Source organism: Corynebacterium sp. HMSC068H04 (genome assembly GCF_001811255.1).
GTDB classification, from domain to species: domain Bacteria; phylum Actinomycetota; class Actinomycetes; order Mycobacteriales; family Mycobacteriaceae; genus Corynebacterium; species Corynebacterium hesseae.
The window spans coordinates 109,871-127,821 of the sequence record NZ_KV803978.1; the positions used below are offsets into that span (position 1 = coordinate 109,871).

Below are 17,951 nucleotides of genomic sequence, written 5' to 3' on the forward strand. Positions count from 1 at the left end.
TTCTTCCTAACGCGGCTAGAGGTTCCCCGACCTCGAGGCAAAATCTAGATGAACATTCATCGTCCAGAAGCTTACCGCTGGACACGAGCTACGAATACGTCTAGCCCGCGGGCATACCCCTTCAGGAATCCCACGCCTCCAGCCCCTTAACCGGGTACCGCCCGTCAACGGTGAAACGCTGGCACACCACCTGTGTGTCATCGTTGATGTCTATCTCTCCGATGTACTCAACGAACTCGGGTGAGCGCCAGAACTGCTCATGCCCGGCGCGCCATTCGCTGGCATCAGCGTAGCCCTCGCCTTCAGCGAGGGCATGCTCGTCGTTGACGTCGGCGAGCCGGCAGACCTGGACCTCGGTGGTACGGATGACGCACACCACGTTGTCGTGTGAGTCGAGGACTGCTTCGAGGTTGCCCACGTCCTCCTGTGGTTTGTAACCGTGCGGATACTCGGCCAACAAGGAAGTCGTCGTGGTTTTCGTGCCGTTCAGGATGGCGGTGACGAGGGCGTCGCGAAGCGGGCCAGGGAAGGCGAACTCGCCGCGAGGCAGTACCGATAGGGGTTCCAAAGCGTCCTGAGTCATACGTTTACAGTACGTGGCCAGTTATTGTTGCCGAGCAAGCTCGCGCTCGCTTTCTGTTCCGACCGGCCGGATGCTCGCTCCCCCAAACTCGCTTCATCCACGACGATGTCCGGGCGCATCCCTTGCGCCAAAGATGCTCCTTAAAAGGCTGGTAAATCAGCTTTCCCAATCACGCCGTGACCGTGCCGCCACTTCCTATTGATAGCGGCGCGGCCCCTCTTTCAAATTTCAAAGCTCTTCATAAACTTCAAAAAATTCACAAAATTCATAAACTTCACAAGACTTCAAAAGCGCCGTGGGTTAACGTGAGTTCCATGAAGCCGAAGAACACCAATCCTTTTAGGGCTACCTTCGGCGCCGCTCCCCCACTGTTGGTTGGCCGCAGCGATGCCATTCGTGATTTCGGTTTTGCACTCGATGAAGGCCCTGGTGCCCATGAGAGGATCTCACTCATCATCGGACCACGCGGCATCGGAAAGACAGTCCTTCTTAATGCCTTCGAAGACGAAGCGCTCGAGCGTGGCTGGCTCACGCTCAGTGACACTGCAACGACCGGTTTTGTTGAGCGACTGCGTAGCAGCATTATTCAGCTTCTGGCTAAGGAGAGGAAACAGCTCAAAGGCCTCAACGTCTCTATCCTCGGCATTGGAGGCGGGCTCAATTGGGATACCCGAGCTATCGCAGAGTCCACGTACTCGCTCCGCAATGCACTCAAGGATTTACTGGCCTATAAACGTGAGCTCGACCGGAAATCCCGCCAGGAGCCCGGTGGGGTTCTTGTAACACTGGATGAAATGCACCATCAACGCAGCCAGGAGCTCATAGAGCTCGGCGCTACGATTCAACATTTAGTTCGCGAGGGTGAGGACATTTCCGTTGTCATGGCAGGCATCCCGTCCTCAATTAGACCTTTGCTTTCCGGGAAGCTGAACAGTCGTGGCGACACCAATCCAGTTACCTTTCTTCGACGCGCTAACCGCATTGAACTGGGCAGGGTCTCCGATTCGGATGTACGTGAAGCACTGGAGGAACCCCTTCACAGCGCCGCCACCTCATGGTCACAGGACGCTTTGGAAACCGCGGTTGAGGCGTGCCATGGATATCCATTCATGATCCAACTCGTTGGCCAGTGCTCCTTTCGGGAAAAGGCACGTACCGCTGACGGAGGTACCGAGATTTCTATCGACGCTGCCCGGCGCGGAGTCGCAACAGCACAGCGCAAGCTCGGCCAGCTTGTTCATGAGCCCGCACTCTCGGACCTCTCCCCCGTCGACCGAAGCTTTTTGGTTTACATGGCCCAAAGCGATGGCCCTTCCAAGATGGCGGATATCAAGGCACGCTTCAATAAGACTGATTCTTATGTAGGCAACTATCGACGCCGGCTTCTCGACGCCGAAATGATCACCACCACGGGCCACGGCGAAGTCGATTTCGCCTTGCCGTACTTACGCGACTACCTCCGCGAACACGCGGCAAGCCTCATAGCCGAGGACTTCGACGCCCAGTAGCGAGGCCTCCCTCGCCCTCGGACTGCACGCCACAACTACCCCCGCGCGTTTACATCTCTACTATTCGCGCAGAGTTTCCACTCTTTTCGAAGTTATTCATCAAGCTCGCCGGGCAATGCCGCCCCTGCCAGCGTCGGTGTTGCCGCAGTGACGGAAGGCGGGGCGTCGGCAAGCGCGGCGTGGAACCTCACTATGTACGCGCCGGAGCCGTGTGAATAAACGCGGATAATAGTATGCACGCAGCCGCAAAACCTGCACCTACGTGGGCTTTCTTCGGCTTGCGGGAGCTTGAAAAAGTGCGAACTTTTCTTAGAATTGTCGTCTAGTTCACATGCCACCACCCGGGTGTCCCTACTCACCACATTAGGGAATAACACGGCACACCCCGCCGAGAAAGGTTCACGCACATGACAACTCCCCCGCTGGGCGTTTGGTCCGAAGTTGGCAAGCTCCACCAGGTCATGGTGTGCGCGCCGGGGCTCGCGCACGAGCGGCTGACCCCCAGTAACTGTGGGGAGCTGCTTTTCGACGACGTCCTCTGGGTCGACGAAGCCAAGAAGCATCACGCGGAGTTCGTCGCCAAGCTGCGCAGCTACGGCGTCGAGGTGCTGGAGATGCACACGCTCCTAGAGGAAACCCTGGCCACCCCGGGCGGGCGCGATTTCATCCTGGATTTCAAGCTGCTGGATAAGAACGTTGGTGTCGGCATCGGCGGCGAGCTGCGCCACTGGTTCGAGGACATGTCTAACAAACGCCTGGCGGAGCTCCTCATCGGTGGGCTACCCTTCGCCGAAATCCCGGAAGGCCTGGGCCACGGCACCATCGACGCCATGCGAGAGGTCTACGGGCCTTCCGCTTTTGCGCTGCGCCCGCTGCCCAACACTCAGTACTCGCGGGATAACTCGGCGTGGATTTATGGCGGGGTCTCACTCAACCCCATGCGGATGCCGGCGCGCCACCAGGAAACACTGCTGACCAGAGCGATTTATAACTACCACCCGCGGTTTGCGCAGGCGGATTTTCAGTTTTGGTACGGAAATACCGATGAGGAGCCGGGCCTGGCTTCCCTGGAGGGCGGGGACATCATGCCGATCGGAAAGGGCATCGTCCTCGTCGGCATGGGTGAGCGCACCACCTGGCAGGGAGTAAGCCAGCTGGCCATGCGCCTGTTCCAGGAAGGCGCGGCCGAGAAGATCATCATCGCCGCCATGGCCGCCGACCGCGCCTCGATGCACCTGGACACCGTGCTCACCTTCCTGGATGCCGATAAGGTCACCGCCTACCCCAAGATCGTGGACACTATCCGGCCCATCGTGTTGCACCCCTCCACAAGCACGGCGCCTTTCGACGTCGAACTGCCCACCGAGTCTTTCCTCGAGGTCGTCGCCAAGGCACTTGGCGTCAGGAGCCTGCAGGTGGTGGAAACCGGTGGGGACACCTATGCCGCCGCTCGCGAGCAGTGGGACGACGCCAATAACGTCGTGGCCATTGAACCGGGCGTGGTGGTGGCTTATGACCGCAACAAGCACACCAATAAGAAGCTGCGCGCCGCCGGCATTGAGGTGGTCGAGATCGGCTCGGCGGAGTTGGGCCGCGGGCGCGGGGGCGGGCACTGCATGACCTGCCCTATTGTGCGTGATGCGGTGGACTATTAGAAGGTTTCCCTTCTTCCGGCCACCGGTGCGCGTATCCCACAAAGCCAAGAGGCATCGGCCGCACTGACCCACCCATACGGGGTCATACCTAAGTTTGTGTACGAAAGATCAATGGGCTGGCCAGCAAATACTTAACGCCACTAACTTTCTTCAAGGGTCGGAAGCCGTTTTCTATATCCATTGTCCACCCCCTGCTTGGCTCCTAAAATAAGTGCGGATTCTACAAATCTCTCACTTTTCGCTTAATAAAATATAAGGACGGTACACAGGTGCTCTCTAAGGGACTGCGCGCGCTTGCACCACTGGTGGCAACCGCGGCATTAGTTACCCCCTCGGCACAGGCGGCCAACATTCCGCCCATGCCACAGGCCTACCCCATCACCAACCTCTACAAGAGCTGCAGCGCAGCAGGTGAAGACAACGCCACTCCCGAGTGGCACTTCGCAGAGACCGGCCGCCGCTACTTGAGCGACGGCACCCTGCAGTTTAAGAACACCACGAACCAGGAGGTGCCGTACACCGCCTCCGTGGAAACGGGCACCAACCACAAGATTGAGGCCAACTCCAAGGCCGCTATGCCTTCCGGCTGGGACACCACCGCCAAGTCCGACATCGGACTGAAGCTGAGCAACGGCTGGCAGGAGAAGGAAACCTTCGGCCCCGTCACCCTGAAGCCGGGCGAATCCTTCCGCGTGGAATACGGCGTGGTGGAAAAGGACTTCATCTCCATGTTCGTCGGCTGCAACGATGACCGCCTAGAGAACACGCCCGGCGCCAACGTCATCCGCGGCAAGGGCCCGGCTGAGCGCTATGCCTTTGCCTACATCATCAAGGCGGATGGTTCGATTTCGGACCTCGCCATGGAGATTCCTTCCCGCTCCCCGGGCGCGAACTCCAAGCCCATCGAGGGCAACTACACCTCCGTGTCCGGCCCCAGCCTGGAGAAGATTGCGGACCCGAAGAAGGATGAAATCATGCAGCCTTCCGAGGACCTGCAGCGCGACCCATCCTGGCCCAAGGAAGGCGAGACCTGCGAAGGCCGCGATAGCTCCTGGTACCCGCTGGACATCACTGCGGTGAAGCCGACCTTCCGCAAGCCGGGCTACTCCACAGACTTCCTCAACTGGTCCAAGGGTGACTATGAGTACGCGCCGGTCACCGATTTCGTCGTCGGCGCCGAGCACGCACCGTACACCAACTGGCAGGGCAACCGCGGCGATATCCCGAAGGGCTGGCTGGAGTCCGTTGGCGCGGTCAAGCGCGCCTACATGCCGGTGGGAACCGAGCTGCAGCACATCGACCTGGCCCCTGGTGAGCGCGTCCGCGTGGAGTACGGCACCACCATGACCCGTATCAACTACCGCGAAATCCACTGCGGTAAGGACGGAAAGTACAGCCTGACCTCCAACTACAAGCAGACCACCGCTCCCAGCGGTTTCTGGGCGGAGGCCACCATCACGGGCAAGGACGGCTCCACTCGCACCGAGGACGTCACCCCGGACGAGTACCGCGAACTCCCAGTCCCGACCCAGACCATCTACTAATCCCCCTTTACTTCCCAAGGAGAAATCACCATGTTCAAGACCAAGATTGCTTCCACCACCGCCGCCGTGGCCATCGCTTGCGGCCTGATCGCTACCCCGGCCGCTAACGCCCTCCCGGCACGTGACCTGGGCCCGGCCAACCCGACCACCATCGGTGAGCACTGCACCAACCCGGGTGACACCGGCCAGACCGTTAAGATCAAGCGCACCTACTTCGACGGCTCTGCCGGATCCTGGACCGTGTCCAACTACAACGACGAGCCGCTGCCGGTCACCCGCTCCATCAAGGAAACCAAGACCAAGACCTGGAACGTTTCCGCCGGCGTTGACTTCAAGCTGCTGGATCTGATCAACTTCACCTTCTCCTCCAGCTACACCGACTCCCAGTCCTACGAGGTGGGCGAGCAGGTCGGCCCGTACAACATTGCTCCGGGCAAGACCGCCGTCATGCGCGCCGGCTGGGTTGTCTCCGACTTCGAGGGTCAGAAGACCATCTGCGGTTCCGATAACACCTGGCAGGCCAACGGTGGCACCTTCACCGCTACCCTGCCGAAGGAGCGCCACGTGGAGGTCTCCACCCGCGACAACAACGATTGGGGCTAAGACGTGCTGAAGAAGTCCATCGCGAGCGCCTTCGCCGCGCTCAGCCTATTGGCGGCCGCTCCTGTGGCCCACGCCGCTGACTTCGGCGGGGACTTCGAGCTGCCGCAGCGCTGGAATGATGATTTCAAGCCGGGCACGCACTGCTCGACGCCCGGTGAGAACGGCACCTACGTCACCGCCACCCGCCGGTGGTTCAAGCAGACTGATGCCGCTAGTGTGGCCAACCGCAATGATGAGCCCGTGCCGGTCAGCCACACCGTGACCCAGGCCCGCACGCAGACCATCGAGGTCTCCGGTTCCATCAAGGGCGAGGGCGAGCTAGCCAAGGTTCTGACCCAGACCTACGGTTTCAACTACGTGCACGAGCAGCACTGGAAGCTGAACCAGGAGGTTGGCCCGTACACGCTGCCGGCAAACTCCCAGGGCAAGCTGGTGTGGGGCTTTACCATGCTCGACACCGACGGTCAGGACGTGCGTTGCAACACCGACCAGGAATGGAAGGCTGTGGGCAAGCCTTACTCCGCCACCGTTCCGGAGGCGCGCTATTCCGAGCTGCAGCTTGGCGACGCCCCCGTCTGGGACTAGCCCTCCTCCTCAGGCCTCACAGAAGAGGGCACCCCAAGCCGTTTCACGACGGCTGCGGGTGCCCTCTTTTTGGCGTTCCACAGCGCGATCAAACGGCAGCGCGAGCATTGCAGAACAGCAATGAGAACCTTGCAGAACCGCAACGAGAGCATTGCAGAACCGCAATGAACACCTTGCAGAACCGCAACACCGCAGGTAGATTGACTGCCATGACTGATTCTTTTCTACATAGAAACGCACAAGATCTGGCGGAAGAAGTTCTGTCGGATACACCTGTGCTGACTATTTCCGGCGCGCGCCAAGTAGGAAAGAGTACCCTTGTCCATCAATTACTCGAAGGTAGAGAACACAGGTTCTTTAACCTTGATGAGAGCGCTTCGCTGGCCTCTGCACAAGCGGACCCAGACGGCTTTGTCAGACAGCTCCCCGAGGGCACACTAGCCATTGATGAAATTCAGCGCGCACCAGAGCTGTTTCGCGCGATTAAAGGCGCACTCGAAAAAGATCGACGGCCGGGGCGTTTTATCCTTACCGGATCATCCAACCTCCTCAGCCTCACAGGAGCCGAAGAATCTCTCGCTGGCCGCGCAGAAACTATTCGCCTTCACGGCCTCAGCGTGGGCGAACGTTTAGGTATCCACGAAGACTTTGCAGGCCGAATATGGTCATTAAAAGATGCAGGCGTACAACCCGCATCCACCCTTTCCCGGGCTGACTACTTCCAGCTCTTCTGCACGCCGAGTTTTCCAGGACTTAGGGATTCTGGTCGGCGACGGCAACACCGGTGGTTCGCTGCTTATATTGAGCGAGTCTTGTCAAAAGACGCTGCCGAGCTCTACGGCATTCAATTCCCTGACCGCTTACACAATCTTCTCGCCAAGTTTGCTGCACAAGGCACCGCGGAACTTGTAGCGGCGCACATTGGGCGTGCACTCGACATTCCCGAACGCTCAGTCCCCACCTATGTAACTGCGCTGAGTGATGTCTTTTTGATTAACCAATTACCATCATGGGGAACAAATCTTGAGAAGCGAGCTATCTCTAAGCCCAAGGTCTTCCTTTCAGATACCGCGCTTGCTACAAGCCTGGCAGGCCTCGAGCCAGAGGCATTGGAGATGAACATTTCCAGCACGCTTAGCGGCGGGATCTGCGAAGCCTTCGTTGCCAACGAGCTTCTGAAGCAGAAGGCATGGTCATCGGTTGATTATCGCCTCTTCCACTTTCGGACCTCTACCGGCAAAGAGGTTGACCTTGTGCTGGAATCACGATCCCGGGACGTTGTTGGCGTGGAAGTCAAAGCCGCGATGTCGATCCAGCCGAAGGACTTTGCTGGCCTGCGCTATCTTCAGCAGGTAGCTGGTGATTCTTTCCGCGCAGGAATTGTCTTGTACACGGGCAAGGACGTCCTGCCAATGGGTGAAAACCTCTGGGCAATGCCAATTTCGACGCTCTGGCACGGCTAAGTCCGCGACAACGAACGGCCCCCACGCACCATGAGGCTCACGGATATACTGCATCCATGTCTCACCGCATCTTTTCCATACCCTTCGCCGATATTTATCCGCACTACGTTAAGAAGGTAGAGCGCAAAGGCAGGACTGTCGGCGAGCTTCACGAAGTCATCACTTGGCTTACCGGCTACTCGGTTGAGGAGCTGGAACGGGTCCGGGAGCAAAAGGTCACCCTCGAGGATTTCTTCGAGCAGGCCCCGCACCTGAACCCATCCCGCTCCCTCATCACTGGCAGCATCTGCGGGCATCGTGTCCAAGACATCGATGACCCACTGATGCAGAATATTCGGTACATGGACAAGCTCGTTGACGAGCTAGCCAAAGGAAAGGCCATGGAGAAAATCCTTCGCGGCTAGCTTTCATCAACTGCGCCCTTCAAAGCTTCGAGCTTTAAGCCACAAAGGGATACGGCGGCGCGGTCTTCTCACGGAAGAAGTAGCGCGCATGCGTGTGCCGAACGGACTCTAAGTTCTTAGCACCAATCGCCACAATCTCGACATCAGGATCCTTATTTACTTGATCCAGTCTATGACGAGCGCGGGTTCCCTCTATCAGGGAATCATACTCAGTCACTTCCAGTGCACCTGTCGGTCGATGGTATTTAATCAGATAGGCTGGCATCGGCTTATTCTCCCTCCATGTCACGTTGAACTCGACGTTCTTCGAATTCATGGATTAATTTATCTAGCATCTTATACATGTTCCGCCGCAATTGACGCGCCTCTTTTTGGGTTGCGCCAACAGGCAGGCTTCCTTCGAAAGGCTCGGTAAGAATATCTACGAGCTTTTCCACCCTGTTTACGACTTCGGATACCTCATGTAAAGCACGGATCTCAATCTCAAATTCTGCCGGAATTCTTCCTCCGAATTCGAGGTATCGGATTTCCCTTCCATACAAGTCTCCTGCCATTTCATAAAGGTTTGCCCACTGCGACTGAAGCGCGGTTCGTAGCTGAAATTCTGCACGTCCGGCCTCTGACATCACGTGTAAGTGCACCGCGCGATACCCCGAGTGCGGTTCCTCTCGCATGTCCCGAAGAACCACTTTCCTCGCGCCAGCCTTCACAAGCTCTCGCGAAAGAAGCTTCGCAAGTACAGTTTGTTCTTTTAGAGTCACATCGACGTCCATCCGTACGCCAGATACATCCTGAATATTCTCTAAAGGGAAGCTCGGCATTCGACTCAATTTCTCTCTCAACGTGTCTCTCGTTTTTACGCGAGAACTCAAGAAATACCTGTCTGAATCTGGCTCCACGATAGAGTCTGCAGTCATCGTCAACTGATTATCAAGCTGTGCCATAGTCTTGCTCGCTTCCTGAATTATCGATTCACACAGAGCTGATTGCTGGTCCAAGAACAGCCCAAGCTGTTCCTCATCAATCGGTTCCCCATTGCGCAACGCACTACCTATTCGATGTACTTGCCTCTTACTAAACGCCGTTGGCTTGTTTTCCAAGAACTTCACAGTTCCCCCTCCTTCGATAGTGGCAACCCCCAAAGACGAAGAGCATTGCCAGCGATTTCAGACACCCACACATCCCCCACCCCTTGGATGCCTGCCCTAAAGGCTACGAGGGTGACCGGACACCAACACCACAAATTCGAACAGCCGTTCTATACAGGCGTTGAAAGGCACGACCCACCTTCAGCTTTGCCATACTTGACGCATGACCACGCTAGAAACTTGTGCCAGCACCTGGGCGGAAGCAATTGTGGCCGCACTCGAGCGCGAATTTCCCGCCGCGATGCGCGGCACGAGCACCAATGCGGATGACTGCACCGTGCGCCCACGCGAACTGCACCCCAGTTTCTACGGTTGTTTCGACTGGCACTCCAGCGTCCACATGCAGTACTCAGGTGCGCTACTAAACAAGATTCTCGGGCCCGAGTCTCCGAAAGAACTTGCCGAGCTTCTCGACGATCGCCTCAGCGCAGAAGCCCTCACCACGGAATACAACTACCTACTCGCCCACCCCGGATATGAAATGCCCTATGGGCGCGCCTGGCTGCTGCAGCTCGCCTCCGTTCGGCCTGGCGAAGCGATGGACAAGCTCGTAGAGCTAACCGCACAGCACTGCCACGACTGGCTTGAATCACTCAACCAACCGGTGCGCCACGGCATGCATTCCAATACAGCCTTCAACCTTTTCCTCATCCTCGAGGCCGCGGAGAAACTCGGGCTGGATTCACTGGCGAGCTCGGTGCGCGAGGCTGCTGTCCGCCTTTTCGGCGAAGACCGCGACTACCCGCTCGAATGGGAGCTGTCCGGGCACGATTTCCTGTCCAACGGGCTATCGGAGGCCCTACTCATGTCGCGCGTGCTGCCGGACTTCCCACACTGGTTCGACGGCTTTCTTCCCCACCGCACCGAAGCACTGGAATTTCTCACACAAATCCCAGAGGTGCTTGACCCAACCGATGGCCGCCTGGCCCACCTCTACGGCCTAGCGCTAACCAGAGCATGGATGCTCGTTGAACTCGCCGAGCATTTCGACGCCTCCGTCCTACCACGCGCCCAAGCACTAGCAGCCAGCGCGCAAACGCAGCTTGTCGACGGCCACTTCATGTCCACCCACTGGCTCATCACCTACGCGTTGCACTTTCAGCTCGCTGCCGACGGAAGGCATTAGCCAACGGCTTCCCTCATCGCCAGCCATCCAGGCCGAGAGTTCAGGCGGCATTTTATGCCCGCTCCTGCCGCCATAGTGAGCGCATACGGAATAGTTACTTAGCGAGTAGTACTGTAACTTTCTAATTATCGTTCTCTTCAGGAGCTCACTATGGATTCTCGCTACTCGACACAGCGCGATAGCTATCGCCTGCCAGAAGAAGGAATCCGTATTGATCTGCGCGCCGAGCGTGCTCGCCGGCGAGGCTCTACTCACGACCACGAGAGCACTGCCCCTGAGCGCCCTTCCTACCGCCCGCGACGCCGCCCCAGCCAAGAACGCCTAGCTTCGTCCCCGTCGACAACTTCCCCTTCCCGTCGATCCGCTTCAACGTCGGCGCCTGCCCAACAAACGCCATCCCAACAAGCGCCGACCCAACAAGCGCCGACCCGAACGACGCCGAAGAAGACGACAACCCCTGCGCCACGGCGGAAATCACCGCGCCCTCGCACGCCCATCAGCCGTCGCGGGTTGGGAGTTCTCCTTATTTTGGCGATGGTTCTCGTCGGCATCGTCGCCGCACTTCAGATCAATAAGGAGCCAGACGCGCCCGCGCCACAACCAACCGATGTGGTTGCGGAACCCGCCGCCGTCATCGAGCCCTCCCCAGCGGTGGAGATGTACATCCCGACAATTGATGTGCGCGCAGAGTTTGAAGAAGGCTCCTGTCGGATCAAAGACAACAAGATCAACCCCGACTCGATGAATAAGGCTTGTACCTACACCGCGGAGGATAAGCCCTATTCGCTACCCGGCACAGATGCACAGGACGTCGTGGTGGTCGCCGGACATACCGGTGCGGGAGTACCAGCGGTGTTCAATAACCTCTATGACGGTAGCGCCGACGAGCACAAAGCCTCTGTGGGCGACAAGTTATACCTGCGCACGCAGAACTCCGGCGAGCAATGGCTGGTGTACACCGCAACAGATCTGCACGATCCGTCGAAGGACGGCCTTGAGCAGGATGAGAGCATCTGGGGCACCGATGCCCAGCCCGGTCGCCTTCTCACTATCAGCTGCATCCAGCCGGCCAACCCTTTGGCTGCTGCGGTGCGCAATGCCGTGGTGGGATGGCAGTTTGAGGGCGTAACCGAGGCTCCTGATCCTGCCGCAGAACAGAGCTAAGCCTGGTGCAGCATCCCCCGTTCGGGGGGATTTCCGCCACTACGCGCAGTTATCGAACATTTTCGCAGCTCAACCGACAAGACCGTTCTTATTCTTGCAGGTTAACACGCCTTGTAGCGCCGCCCGTGAGGACCTCAACCCACCGAACATGCCACCCGTTTGGCACGAAAAGCATCCGCCATGTTACGGAGCGAAATTTCGAAACCCTTGTGATTAATGTGAAAGTTGTGGCTATTGTGGTTCACGTCGGGTTGAATCCCTCTCACATACCTCACAAACCCCCGCAAGGAGAAGCTTATGAAGCGCATCAACCGCACCCTGACCGCAGCCGTTCTGGCTGGCTCCCTCGCGCTGGGCGGCACCGCCGTTGCCTCCGCCCAGATTCCGGCTCCGGCTGAACTCACGGTCGATGGCGTCACCTACCAGAAGCAGGCCGACGGTAGCTACCAGCACCGCAACGAGAACGGCGAGTTGGACGGAACCACCAAACTGACCGCAGAGCAGGCACAGTGGGCTTGGGAGCAGCAGCAGGCTCAGCAGGATGCCGACGCGCCGACCACCACCAGCGTGATGGCTTCAGAGGTGGACATGGCGGCCACCGGTCCGGCTACCGCACCGTCTTCCGTTGACTACCCGATCAACGGCGAGTCCGAGGCTGAGCCGACCAGCACCGAGTTCGACAAGAAGCAGCTGGCCTGGCTGGCCCTGCCGGCCGCCCTCATCATCGGCGGCGTGACCTGGTACCTGGCCAAGGACGGCAAGACCTACGTGAAGTCCGAAGAGGCAGCTCAGAAGGACGCTCCTTCCGCTGAGGAGAAGGCCGCTTCCGAGAAGATGCTGCAGGAGAACAAGGACGAGGTCATCGCCCAGGGCGGCAAGGTTGCTGAAGGCACCGCCGCACAGACGCCGGCACAGTCCCGCGGTATCTCCGCTGAGACCGGTTCCAACACCGTTGCTCGCGGCCTCGCTGCACTGGCAATCGCAGCGATGATCGCCGCTGGCGCTGTCGTTGCTCGCCGCAAGCTCTTCATCTAAGAGGTTTAAGGCCTAGGGCCAACAGGCAACCCATCCGCGTCTCTCCCCCTCCCTACCGGGGGGTGGAGAGACGCGGCTTTTGCAGTTTTATACGCCCGTTGGGCCACCACTTTTCTGGCCGCACCCCTTGGAGGAAGTTAAAAGATTCAATGGATGAACTAGCACGCAAGCAGGCGCCAAAACCCGAACCACGCAGGAAGTTTCATCCCACCACAGCAAGGCCCGGCGCCATCCGACAAGCCAGCGCACCCTGACGCATCCATGACAATTTGCGTGGAGTAGCTTAAAAATTGGAAATAGTTTGACCTATCTCACTATTTTTCGGTTAGTATGTGGGAAGTCGACATCAGTTAACGGTGGCAACATCGTCTGATACGGCGTTGACCAAACTTTCCCGATCTAACCCCAGGAGTAAGAAACATGAAGCGCATTTCCCGCAACCTCACCGCCGCAGCCCTGGCCGGCGCCCTCGCACTCGCAGGCGTCACCGCCGCCAACGCTGAAGACACCACCGGCCAGAGCACCAACGCCACCTCCAGCACCGGCACCGAAGGCGATAACGGCAGCAGCAACCAGGGTGGCGACGCCGGCAGCAGCGACGAAGGCAAGGGCGACCAGAGCAGCGAGGATCAGAGCTCTTCCGACGACATCAAGGGCAAGCTCTCCTCCGAGGACGGCAAACCTTCTGGGCTGGGCATCGCCGTCATCGTCCTCGGCGTCGTAGGCGCGCTGGCCGCAGCCGCACCGGCCGCAGCACAGGCACTGGGAGTCAACCTCCCGTTCTAATCTGAATCCTGCATCATCGAGCTTCAAACGCGAAGCTCTTAGCAGCGCCGGCCCACCGGCGCGAAGCAGCCGCACCCCCATCACCGTCGTGATGGGGGTGTTTTCACGTCCCGCTCATCCACAGATACGGGACACACTTCACAAACCTACGTGATGCGGGCTACACTAGGCACCCATAGATTGTTCAACAATTTGGGAACTACAGAAGAGGTGTCCTCCTGTTATGAGCGCGCTGCACATAGACCTCAACGCTGACCTCGGCGAAACCACCGCCGGCAACCCCGTTGCCGATGACGCCGCGATGCTCCAGCTCGTCTCCTCCGCCAACGTCGCCACCGGCTTCCACGCCGGCGACCCGCACTCCATCGCGGGCACCCTCAAGGCGGCCGCAGAAGCAGGCGTCACCGTCGGCGCGCACGTGGGCTACAACGACCCAGCAGCATTCGGCCGTCGCTTCATCGATTACGCTCCCGCCGAGCTTGCCGACGAAGTCACCTACCAAATCGGTGCCCTCCAAGCCCTGGCCCAGGCCAACGGAACCCGCGTGGCCTATGTCAAGCCGCACGGCGCGATGTACAACACCATCGTCCACCACGAGGCCCAGGCCCACGCCGTCATCGACGGCATCAAAGCCTTCGGCGATCTACCCGTCATGCTGCTGCCAGGCGGCGTTGCTGTCGACATCGCGGAGAAGAAGGGCCTCACCGTCATCCGCGAGGCCTTCGCCGACCGCAACTACAACCCCGATGGCACGCTCGTCTCACGGCGCGAGGCGAATGCGGTGATGGGCGATGAGGGGGACGTCGTCAAGCGCGTGCTCGAGGTCGCCGAAACCGGCTCTATTACCGCCATCGACGGCTCCGTACTCAACGTGGATGCCCAGTCGGTGTGCACGCACGGTGATTCGCCCGGCGCGGTCCAGCTGCTGCGCGGTGTGGTCAAGGAACTGCAGGCGCGCGGAATTGAGATTCGGAGCGCCATCTGATGCATATTCACCCCGTAGGAACGCGCGCGCTGCTCATAGAGCTGGAGGACTTGCCCCAGGTCATGGCGTGGCACGCGGCCCTCGACGCTAATCCGCTCAAAGATCAAGTCGACGCGATTGCTGCCGCCACCACCTTGCTGTTGACCTTTGCCACGCCGAACTCCGCGGCCGCAGCCGCCGAGAAGCTGCAGGACTTCCACCCCACCGCGCAGGCGGGCGAGGATCCGCGCTTTGTGGAGATCGACGTTCTCTATGACGGCGAGGACCTCGACGAGGCCGCCGAGTTGATGGGTATGTCGCGCGAAGGCCTCATTGACTGGCACACGTCCACCGAGTGGCTCGCTGCCTTTGGCGGCTTCGCGCCCGGCTTTACCTATTGCACCCCGGCTGACCCGGCGCAGAACTTCAACATCGAGCGCCGCGCCACCCCGCGCACCGCAGTGCCGGCGGGTGCCGTCGGAATCGCCGGCGGTTTCTCCGCTGTCTACCCGCGCGTCTCCCCGGGCGGCTGGCAGCTGCTGGGCACCACCTCGACCCCGATGTGGGAATCCGATGCCCACCCGCCAGCGCTGGTGCAGCCCGGTGACCGCGTGCGCTATCGCGCGGTGAGCTCGCTGCCGGATGTTGTGTCGACCACGCCTTTCGGCCGCCGCACCCCGGCGCGCCTGCCGCGCATGGAGGTCCTCGATGCCGGGCTGCTCACGCTCTTCCAAGATCAGGGTCGCCCCGGCCGCGGCAACTTGGGTGTTACGCCCTCGGGTGCGGCGGACCTGGCGGCGGCTGCCACGGCCAACGTCGCGGTGGGCAACCCACGCGGGGCAACCGTGCTGGAGAACATCGGTGGCATCCGCCTGCGCGCGCTGACCGACGCAGTCATGTGCGTCACCGGTGCCCAATCCCGAGTCCTGCTGGACGATATGCCGGTGCACCTCGCGCGCCCGGTGCTCGTTACGGCTGGTTCCACGGTGACCGTGGATCCCGCGACGGTGGGCCTGCGCAACTACATCGCCATCCGCGGCGGCATCGTGGCGGATGCGGAGCTAGGCTCTGCCTCGACGGACGTGCTCTCTGGGTTGGGGCCGCAGCCGGTGCGGCTGGGCGACGTCATCGGCGTCCTCCCCCGCTCCACCGCAATGACCGATGCCCAGCTGAGCAACCCGATGCGCGTTCGCGAAGGCGCGCACGGACAGACCGAAGGCGTGCTGCGCTGCGTGCTCGGCCCGCGCGATGACTGGTTCACGCCCGAGAGCCTGGAGGCCTTCCTGGCCACGGAGTGGACCGTCACCGCGCAATCCAACCGCGTGGGTGTGCGCCTGCTGGGCCCGGAGGGCTCCGTGGAACTGAGCCGTGCCCGCGAGGGCGAGCTGCCCTCGGAGGGCATGGTCGCCGGCTCCGTCCAGGTTCCGCCGAGTGGCGAGCCCGTGATTTTCCTCCGCGATCACGCCGTGACCGGTGGCTACCCGGTCATCGCCACGGTCCTCGAAGAAGATATTGATATTGCCGCGCAGCTCCCGCCGGGGGCGACGGTCCGCTTTGAACTCGCTTAAACACTGATTAAGGAACAACCACACATGATTTCTGCAGTCCTTATTGCTAACCGCGGCGAGATCGCCGTCCGTATCGCCCGCACCGCGCGCGACATGGGCATCCGCTCCATCGCCATTTACTCCGAGGCCGATGCCGGCGCCCTGCACACCCAGGTGGCTGATGAAGCCTACGCACTACCCGGCAACTCCGCGGCGGATACCTATATGAATGTCCCCGCGCTCCTCGATATCGCCGTGCGCGCCGGCGCGGATGCCATCCACCCCGGCTACGGCTTCCTCTCGGAGAACGCCGACTTTGCCCGCGCCGTGGCCGAGGCCGGCCTGACATGGATTGGCCCGTCGCCGGAGTCCATCGAGCTGCTCGGTGACAAGATTGCCGCGCGCCGCGTGGCCGAGGAGGTTGGCGCCCCGCTGGCACCGGGTACCTCCGACCCCATCGATGACTGGCAGGAGGCTCGTGCCTTCGCCGAGGAGCACGGCCTGCCCATCGCCATCAAGGCCGCGTATGGCGGCGGCGGACGCGGCCTCAAGGTGGTGGAAAACCTCGAGGACATCGAGGCCGCCTTCAACTCCGCCGGCCGCGAAGCCAAGGAGGCCTTCGGCCGCGCGGAGTGCTACGTGGAGAAGTTCCTGACCCACCCGCGCCACGTGGAGGCGCAGATTCTGGCCGATACGCACGGCAACGTCGCCGTGCTGGGCACCCGCGATTGCTCCACGCAGCGCCGCTTCCAGAAGCTCATCGAGGAGGCCCCGGCGCCTGCGCTTGCCGACGAACAGCGCACCGGCATCCACGAAGGCGCCCGCGCCATCTGCGCGAAGGTGGGCTACACCGGCGCCGGCACGGTGGAGTACATCGTCTCCGAGGACGGCACGATTTCCTTCCTCGAGGTCAACACCCGCGTGCAGGTGGAGCACCCCGTGACCGAGATGGTCACGGGCGTGGACATCATTGCGGAGCAGTTCCGCATCGCCTCCGGCGAACCCCTGTCCTTCGCGTCCGATTCCCCGTCTGATTCCTCTTCCTCGTCTGAAGCGCAAGCTTCAGACCCCGTGTCCGATGGCCACGCCTTCGAGTTCCGCATCAACGCCGAGGACATCCTCAACGGCTTCGCGCCCTGCCCCGGAACCATCGTGCGCTTCGAGCCGCCGACGGGCCCTGGCATCCGCGTTGATTCCGGCGTGCGCTCCGGCTCCATCGTGCCGCCATATTACGACTCGCTCGTGGCTAAACTGCTGGTCTGGGGTCCGACCCGCGAGATCGCCCTGAAGCGTGCACAGCAGGCCCTCCAGGAATTCGACATCGAGGGCGTGCGCACCGTGCTGCCCTTCCACCGCGATATGGTCTCCTCCCAGGTCCTCGTCGATCACGGCGACGCCGACGCCGCAGCCGGCATCTACACCGACTGGCTTGACCACAACTACCGCCCCTCCGCGGAAGCCACGAGCGCTACCGTCCCCGTCGAGGCCATCTACGCGCAGCGCACCCGCGTGGCGCTGGAAATCGACGGCAAGCTGGTCAGCGTGGGCTTCCCCACCGATATGTTGTCGCAGGGGCAGGCGAAGGGGGCGTCGGCAAGCGCGGCGTCCGGTGCCGGCGCCGGCGGCAACGAAGTGACCTGCCCCTATGAGGCTAACCTCGTGGCGTGGAACGTGGCGGACGGCGAGGCCGTCGAGGAAGGCCAGGCCATCGCCACTATCGAGGCCATGAAGATGGAATCCGCGGTCAAGGCTCCATCCGTGGGCACGCTAAGCCGTGTGGCAAAGGAAGGTTCCAGGCTGGAACCGGGCGCGGTAATCGCCACGATTTCCTAAGCG

General features: G+C 60.7%; 18 protein-coding genes. 14 read left to right on the top strand and 4 right to left on the bottom strand.

What is annotated here, in order from left to right:
* Positions 1–121: 121 nt before the first annotated feature.
* Positions 122–583 (bottom strand): ASCH domain-containing protein, encoded by a 462-nt coding sequence (locus tag HMPREF2792_RS03845; RefSeq protein WP_070530983.1) that lies wholly within the window; start codon positions 581–583, stop codon positions 122–124.
* A gap of 314 nt (positions 584–897) precedes the next feature.
* Here HMPREF2792_RS03845 and HMPREF2792_RS03850 point away from each other — a divergent pair, with 314 nt between their 5' ends.
* Complete coding sequence (locus HMPREF2792_RS03850) at positions 898–2,091, top strand: ATP-binding protein (RefSeq protein ID WP_083306380.1); 1,194 nt, start codon at positions 898–900, stop codon at positions 2,089–2,091.
* 92 nt (positions 2,092–2,183) lie between these two features.
* Here the strand turns inward: HMPREF2792_RS03850 and HMPREF2792_RS12970 are convergent, their stop codons facing one another.
* Complete coding sequence (locus HMPREF2792_RS12970; RefSeq protein WP_158011579.1) at positions 2,184–2,330, bottom strand: hypothetical protein; 147 nt, start codon at positions 2,328–2,330, stop codon at positions 2,184–2,186.
* A gap of 168 nt (positions 2,331–2,498) precedes the next feature.
* Between HMPREF2792_RS12970 and HMPREF2792_RS03855 the strand changes: the two genes are divergently transcribed.
* The 6 genes from HMPREF2792_RS03855 (at position 2,499) to HMPREF2792_RS03880 (ending at position 8,345) form a co-directional block, all read left to right on the top strand.
* Complete coding sequence (locus tag HMPREF2792_RS03855; RefSeq protein ID WP_070530985.1) at positions 2,499–3,746, top strand: arginine deiminase; 1,248 nt, start codon at positions 2,499–2,501, stop codon at positions 3,744–3,746.
* A 269-nt stretch (positions 3,747–4,015) separates the two neighbouring features.
* Positions 4,016–5,290, top strand: coding sequence for a hypothetical protein (locus HMPREF2792_RS03860; RefSeq protein ID WP_070530988.1), 1,275 nt, complete (start codon positions 4,016–4,018; stop codon positions 5,288–5,290).
* A gap of 30 nt (positions 5,291–5,320) precedes the next feature.
* Positions 5,321–5,893 carry a hypothetical protein gene (locus HMPREF2792_RS03865; protein ID WP_070523482.1) on the top strand — a complete coding sequence of 191 codons (573 nt, stop codon included), beginning with the start codon at positions 5,321–5,323 and terminating at the stop codon, positions 5,891–5,893.
* 3 nt (positions 5,894–5,896) lie between these two features.
* Positions 5,897–6,478 carry a hypothetical protein gene (locus HMPREF2792_RS03870; protein ID WP_070530990.1) on the top strand — a complete coding sequence of 194 codons (582 nt, stop codon included), beginning with the start codon at positions 5,897–5,899 and terminating at the stop codon, positions 6,476–6,478.
* Positions 6,479–6,687: 209 nt separating this feature from the next.
* The gene (locus tag HMPREF2792_RS03875; protein WP_070531110.1) at positions 6,688–7,941 is read left to right on the top strand and encodes an ATP-binding protein; all 1,254 of its coding nucleotides are present in this window, start codon (positions 6,688–6,690) and stop codon (positions 7,939–7,941) included.
* Positions 7,942–7,997: 56 nt separating this feature from the next.
* Positions 7,998–8,345, top strand: a complete 348-nt coding sequence (locus HMPREF2792_RS03880; RefSeq protein WP_070530993.1) for a DUF2200 domain-containing protein — start codon at positions 7,998–8,000, stop codon at positions 8,343–8,345.
* Positions 8,346–8,379: 34 nt separating this feature from the next.
* On the opposite strand, the gene HMPREF2792_RS12570 is transcribed toward HMPREF2792_RS03880, so the two are convergent.
* Both HMPREF2792_RS12570 and HMPREF2792_RS03885 read right to left on the bottom strand, forming a co-directional pair.
* Entirely contained in the window at positions 8,380–8,661 is a 282-nt protein-coding gene (locus HMPREF2792_RS12570; RefSeq protein ID WP_232748454.1) for a hypothetical protein, read from the bottom strand.
* Positions 8,615–9,454, bottom strand: coding sequence for a nucleotidyltransferase family protein (locus HMPREF2792_RS03885; RefSeq protein WP_070530995.1), 840 nt, complete (start codon positions 9,452–9,454; stop codon positions 8,615–8,617). Before HMPREF2792_RS03885 ends, HMPREF2792_RS12570 begins: the two co-directional genes overlap by 47 nt.
* A 202-nt stretch (positions 9,455–9,656) precedes the next feature.
* Here HMPREF2792_RS03885 and HMPREF2792_RS03890 point away from each other — a divergent pair, with 202 nt between their 5' ends.
* From HMPREF2792_RS03890 to HMPREF2792_RS03925, 7 genes are all read left to right on the top strand, one after another.
* Complete coding sequence (locus HMPREF2792_RS03890; protein ID WP_070530997.1) at positions 9,657–10,619, top strand: DUF2891 family protein; 963 nt, start codon at positions 9,657–9,659, stop codon at positions 10,617–10,619.
* Between the two features lie 150 nt (positions 10,620–10,769).
* Positions 10,770–11,783 carry a sortase family protein gene (locus HMPREF2792_RS13245; RefSeq protein WP_232748455.1) on the top strand — a complete coding sequence of 338 codons (1,014 nt, stop codon included), beginning with the start codon at positions 10,770–10,772 and terminating at the stop codon, positions 11,781–11,783.
* A gap of 297 nt (positions 11,784–12,080) precedes the next feature.
* The gene (locus HMPREF2792_RS03905) at positions 12,081–12,818 is read left to right on the top strand and encodes a hypothetical protein (protein ID WP_070531003.1); all 738 of its coding nucleotides are present in this window, start codon (positions 12,081–12,083) and stop codon (positions 12,816–12,818) included.
* 420 nt (positions 12,819–13,238) lie between these two features.
* On the top strand, positions 13,239–13,604 hold the full coding sequence (locus HMPREF2792_RS03910) for a hypothetical protein (RefSeq protein WP_070531005.1): 366 nt from the start codon (positions 13,239–13,241) through the stop codon (positions 13,602–13,604).
* 223 nt (positions 13,605–13,827) lie between these two features.
* Complete coding sequence (locus HMPREF2792_RS03915) at positions 13,828–14,589, top strand: 5-oxoprolinase subunit PxpA (protein ID WP_070531007.1); 762 nt, start codon at positions 13,828–13,830, stop codon at positions 14,587–14,589.
* Entirely contained in the window at positions 14,589–16,136 is a 1,548-nt protein-coding gene (locus tag HMPREF2792_RS03920) for a 5-oxoprolinase subunit B/C family protein (protein ID WP_070531008.1), read from the top strand. The genes HMPREF2792_RS03915 and HMPREF2792_RS03920 overlap by 1 nt, the downstream gene beginning before the upstream one ends.
* Positions 16,137–16,160: 24 nt before the next feature.
* On the top strand, positions 16,161–17,948 hold the full coding sequence (locus HMPREF2792_RS03925) for an acetyl/propionyl/methylcrotonyl-CoA carboxylase subunit alpha (protein WP_070531009.1): 1,788 nt from the start codon (positions 16,161–16,163) through the stop codon (positions 17,946–17,948).
* Positions 17,949–17,951 lie beyond the last annotated feature (3 nt).

Coding starts and splice junctions, on each gene's coding strand:
- HMPREF2792_RS13245 (WP_232748455.1), top strand. CDS start 10,770: ATGGATTCTCGCTACTCGACACAGCGCGATAGCTATCGCCTGCCAGAA.
- HMPREF2792_RS03875 (WP_070531110.1), top strand. CDS start 6,688: ATGACTGATTCTTTTCTACATAGAAACGCACAAGATCTGGCGGAAGAA.
- HMPREF2792_RS03850 (WP_083306380.1), top strand. CDS start 898: ATGAAGCCGAAGAACACCAATCCTTTTAGGGCTACCTTCGGCGCCGCT.
- HMPREF2792_RS03910 (WP_070531005.1), top strand. CDS start 13,239: ATGAAGCGCATTTCCCGCAACCTCACCGCCGCAGCCCTGGCCGGCGCC.
- HMPREF2792_RS03905 (WP_070531003.1), top strand. CDS start 12,081: ATGAAGCGCATCAACCGCACCCTGACCGCAGCCGTTCTGGCTGGCTCC.
- HMPREF2792_RS03880 (WP_070530993.1), top strand. CDS start 7,998: ATGTCTCACCGCATCTTTTCCATACCCTTCGCCGATATTTATCCGCAC.
- HMPREF2792_RS03925 (WP_070531009.1), top strand. CDS start 16,161: ATGATTTCTGCAGTCCTTATTGCTAACCGCGGCGAGATCGCCGTCCGT.
- HMPREF2792_RS03845 (WP_070530983.1), bottom strand. CDS start 583: ATGACTCAGGACGCTTTGGAACCCCTATCGGTACTGCCTCGCGGCGAG.
- HMPREF2792_RS03890 (WP_070530997.1), top strand. CDS start 9,657: ATGACCACGCTAGAAACTTGTGCCAGCACCTGGGCGGAAGCAATTGTG.
- HMPREF2792_RS03855 (WP_070530985.1), top strand. CDS start 2,499: ATGACAACTCCCCCGCTGGGCGTTTGGTCCGAAGTTGGCAAGCTCCAC.
- HMPREF2792_RS03865 (WP_070523482.1), top strand. CDS start 5,321: ATGTTCAAGACCAAGATTGCTTCCACCACCGCCGCCGTGGCCATCGCT.
- HMPREF2792_RS03915 (WP_070531007.1), top strand. CDS start 13,828: ATGAGCGCGCTGCACATAGACCTCAACGCTGACCTCGGCGAAACCACC.
- HMPREF2792_RS03920 (WP_070531008.1), top strand. CDS start 14,589: ATGCATATTCACCCCGTAGGAACGCGCGCGCTGCTCATAGAGCTGGAG.
- HMPREF2792_RS12570 (WP_232748454.1), bottom strand. CDS start 8,661: ATGAATTCGAAGAACGTCGAGTTCAACGTGACATGGAGGGAGAATAAG.